Genomic DNA, 3,157 nt, shown 5'->3' with positions numbered 1-3,157 from the left:
GTTCTCGAACTAACCTAAAATAGAATTAGCAGAGAATTAAATGCGTTAATGGTGTTCAAATTATGCTTGACCTCACCAAAGACATCCGCTCCCTGACCGAATTCAAACGCAATACCACCGAACTTGTCGAAAACCTCAAGCGCACCAAACATCCCTTAGTCTTAACTGTTAACGGGAAAGCTGAACTTGTCGTCCAAGATGCGGAATCTTATCAAGCCTTACTTAATGCTGCTGAACTAATCGAAACCCTCAAAGGTATCAAACGCGGGCTAGACCAAATGAAAGAAGGACAAGGCAAAACTGCCGAGGATTTCTTCGCGGAAATGTTCGACCAACTCGATAACGTTCAATGAGCGAAAAATATCAAGTTATCATCCAGCCGTCAGCAGAAAAAGGAATTAAAGAGGCGTATTTCTGGGTTAGCAACTATTCACCTCGCCAAGCCCGAAGTTGGCTAGAAGGACTTTATCAAGCTATACTCTCTCTAGGACAAATGCCCCGACGTTGTTCTTTCGCCTTTGAGAATAACTTTTTTACAGAAGAAATCAGACAACTTCTGTATGGCAAAGGCAAACCCTACATATAGAATTCTTTTTACAGTCACCGAAAAAACAGTGCATATTCTCTATGTAAGACATGGAAATCAACAGCCATTATCCCCAGGTGATGAAGAATAAGTTTTCGTCTTACCAAGAAATCTTGGGTTTGGAAATGGATAGACGATCTTCCTGCGAAAATCAACAAGCAAAAAACAAGACTGCACTTTCATGCAGCCAAGAAAAATTCCCCAATTATTAGCTAACGGTAAAGCTGAGAATTATTTGCAACTAGAAACTCAATTCAGCCTTTCCCAGTACCAAAAATTAATTAACCAAGCGCGATCGCGTTTCAACTTCTTTCAATTCTCCCGTGGGAATAGAAGCAATTAATTGACGAGTGTATTCCGTTTCCGGTGCGCTGTAAATTCGTTCGGCTAAACCAATTTCTTCGATTTTACCCTTATTCATCACCATAATGCGATCGCTCATAAACTTCACCACACTTAAATCATGGGAAATGAAAATATAAGTCAAACCAAACTCAGATTGTAACTCTTTTAATAAATTCAAAACTTGCGCTTGCACCGAAACATCAAGGGCGGAAACTGACTCATCACAAATGATAAACTTAGGATTAAGTGCTAAAGCCCTCGCAATACAAACTCGCTGTCTTTGTCCCCCGGAAAAAGAGTGGGGATAGCGATTTAATGAGTCTGCTGATAAGCCAACTCGTTCCAATAAATAAACTGCTCTTTCTTTACGTTGCCGCGCACTTTTAATAGTTTGATGAATCTCCAAAGGTTCCATAATTGTTTTCCCAATTGTCAGACGCGGGTTAAGCGAATTATAGGGATTTTGGAAAACAATTTGCATTTCTCGACGCAAGCGCCGTAGCAATTTTCCTTGTAAATCAGTAATATTTTGACCTTCAAAACTAATCTCACCTTGCATTGTCGGAATTAGTCGTAGTAAGGTACGAGCTAAAGTTGATTTACCACAACCTGATTCGCCAACCAAACCTAAAGTTTCCCCAGAATAAACATCAAAAGAAACGTTATTTACTGCCATGAAATAACGTTTAGTTTGACCAAACATTCCGCGCTGAGGAAATCCTACTTGGAGATTTTGGACGGAAAGAATTGGCGTTTTTGGTTTAATTTCTGGCAATATTTCAAGATTTTCCTGACTTGCTAAATTACCGCTCAAATTTTCCTCTGGTAATTTTTCTTTAATTACTAATTCTCCAGTTATAGCGTCTGTTTCTACTGACATAAAATCAGCAACAGTAGGCAAAAATTCTGCTTCTCGATCGAGCCGAGGACGACAAGCTAATAAACCTTTAGTATAAGGATGTTGAGGTTCGAGAAAAATCTGACGAATGTTTCCTTTTTCAACAATTTTACCTTGATACATTACCGCGACGCGATCGGCAATTTCGGCAATTACTCCTAAGTCATGGGTAATAAAAATCAGTGACATTCCGCGACTCATGCACAAATCGCGCAATAAGTCAAGGATTGTGGCTTGAACGGTAACATCAAGTGCGGTAGTTGGTTCGTCAGCAATCAGTAAAGTAGGGTTACAAGAAATCGCCATTGCAATGCAAACTCTTTGTAGCTGTCCCCCAGAAAGTTCGTGAGGATAGCGTTTCAGCATCGCCAACTTTTGTTCATTTATGTGTTGAGAGATTTCGCGATTATCGTCATCAGGAAGATTGGGATGCTGTTGAAGATAATTATCGCGTAATTGGCGATCGCTAGGTAATAATTTTACCTCTTGTAAACGCGCGATCGCCTGTCGTCTCGCTTCCGACTGAGAAATAGCTTCATGCTGTCTAATTGCCTCTATAAGCTGAAATCCGATATTATAAACAGGATTCAGGGCACTCATCGGTTCCTGAAAAATCATCGCTACCTCACCACCCCGAAAACGTCGCTTTTGTTCCTCACTCAGCCGCAACAAATTAACCGCTTCCGCTTCAGGTTTAGGTTTAAACCAAATTTCTCCACCAGTAATCTTACCCGGAGTCGGAATTAAACCCATAATCGCCAAAGAAGTGACCGACTTACCCGAACCCGACTCACCGACAATTCCGAGAGTTTGTCCTCGTCGAAGCTGAAAATCAATTCCCGATACCGCATCAACGCGCTTATTTTCCGTAAAAAATTGAACTTGTAAGTCGCGAACGTCTAGAACGATGTCACTCATGGCTTTAGCATAAACAGTTTAACTGGATTTTAACAATTTTGGTGATTGGTGATTGGGGATTGGGGATTGGGGATTGGTGATTGGGGATTGGTGATTGGGGATTGGTGATTGGGGATTGGGGATTGGTGATTGGGGATTGGTGATTGGGGATTGGTGACTGGGGATTGGGGATTGGGGATTGAATAATGCTTTTGTGAGTGGTTAATCTTTTAAATAGCGATCGCCGTATTCCTCACTACCCTGCTGTTGTGAACGAACAAAACGACAGTAAACGTTAAGATTTTTCTCAATTTTAGTTTTAAGTTGGCTGACCCAGTTTAATTGCTCTTGAGTGCAATATCCTAAGTTTTCTGCAATGATAAAAGCACTCATCGTTTCAGCTAGGGAACCACGAGCAATATAAAAGAAAC

The 3,157-nt window shown here is 40.9% G+C and carries 4 protein-coding genes; 2 read left to right on the top strand and 2 right to left on the bottom strand.

Going from position 1 to position 3,157, the window contains the following annotated elements; genetic code table 11:
• Positions 1 to 62 precede the first annotated feature (62 nt).
• Positions 63 to 353, top strand: coding sequence for a type II toxin-antitoxin system Phd/YefM family antitoxin (locus G3T18_RS24480; RefSeq protein ID WP_224413216.1), 291 nt, complete (start codon positions 63 to 65; stop codon positions 351 to 353).
• The gene (locus G3T18_RS24475) at positions 350 to 586 is read left to right on the top strand and encodes a type II toxin-antitoxin system RelE/ParE family toxin (protein ID WP_224413215.1); all 237 of its coding nucleotides are present in this window, start codon (positions 350 to 352) and stop codon (positions 584 to 586) included. Before G3T18_RS24480 ends, G3T18_RS24475 begins: the two co-directional genes overlap by 4 nt.
• 277 nt (positions 587 to 863) lie before the next feature.
• Here G3T18_RS24475 and G3T18_RS24470 read toward each other — a convergent pair whose 3' ends face one another.
• Together G3T18_RS24470 and G3T18_RS24465 are read right to left on the bottom strand one after the other, a co-directional pair.
• Positions 864 to 2,747 carry an ABC transporter ATP-binding protein gene (locus tag G3T18_RS24470; protein ID WP_224413214.1) on the bottom strand — a complete coding sequence of 628 codons (1,884 nt, stop codon included), beginning with the start codon at positions 2,745 to 2,747 and terminating at the stop codon, positions 864 to 866.
• A gap of 201 nt (positions 2,748 to 2,948) precedes the next feature.
• On the bottom strand, positions 2,949 to 3,157 hold a 209-nt coding region (locus tag G3T18_RS24465; RefSeq protein WP_224413213.1), incomplete at its 5' end, for a four helix bundle protein.

It is taken from the genome of Oscillatoria salina IIICB1, assembly GCF_020144665.1.
Classification (GTDB): domain Bacteria; phylum Cyanobacteriota; class Cyanobacteriia; order Cyanobacteriales; family SIO1D9; genus IIICB1.
The sequence above is the reverse complement of the archived record's forward strand: the minus strand, read 5'-3'. Positions and strand labels throughout refer to the sequence as shown.

Excerpts from the sequence above, each read along its gene's own strand:
- G3T18_RS24470 (WP_224413214.1), bottom strand. The coding sequence starts at position 2,747 with ATGAGTGACATCGTTCTAGACGTTCGCGACTTACAAGTTCAATTTTTT.
- G3T18_RS24480 (WP_224413216.1), top strand. The coding sequence starts at position 63 with ATGCTTGACCTCACCAAAGACATCCGCTCCCTGACCGAATTCAAACGC.
- G3T18_RS24475 (WP_224413215.1), top strand. The coding sequence starts at position 350 with ATGAGCGAAAAATATCAAGTTATCATCCAGCCGTCAGCAGAAAAAGGA.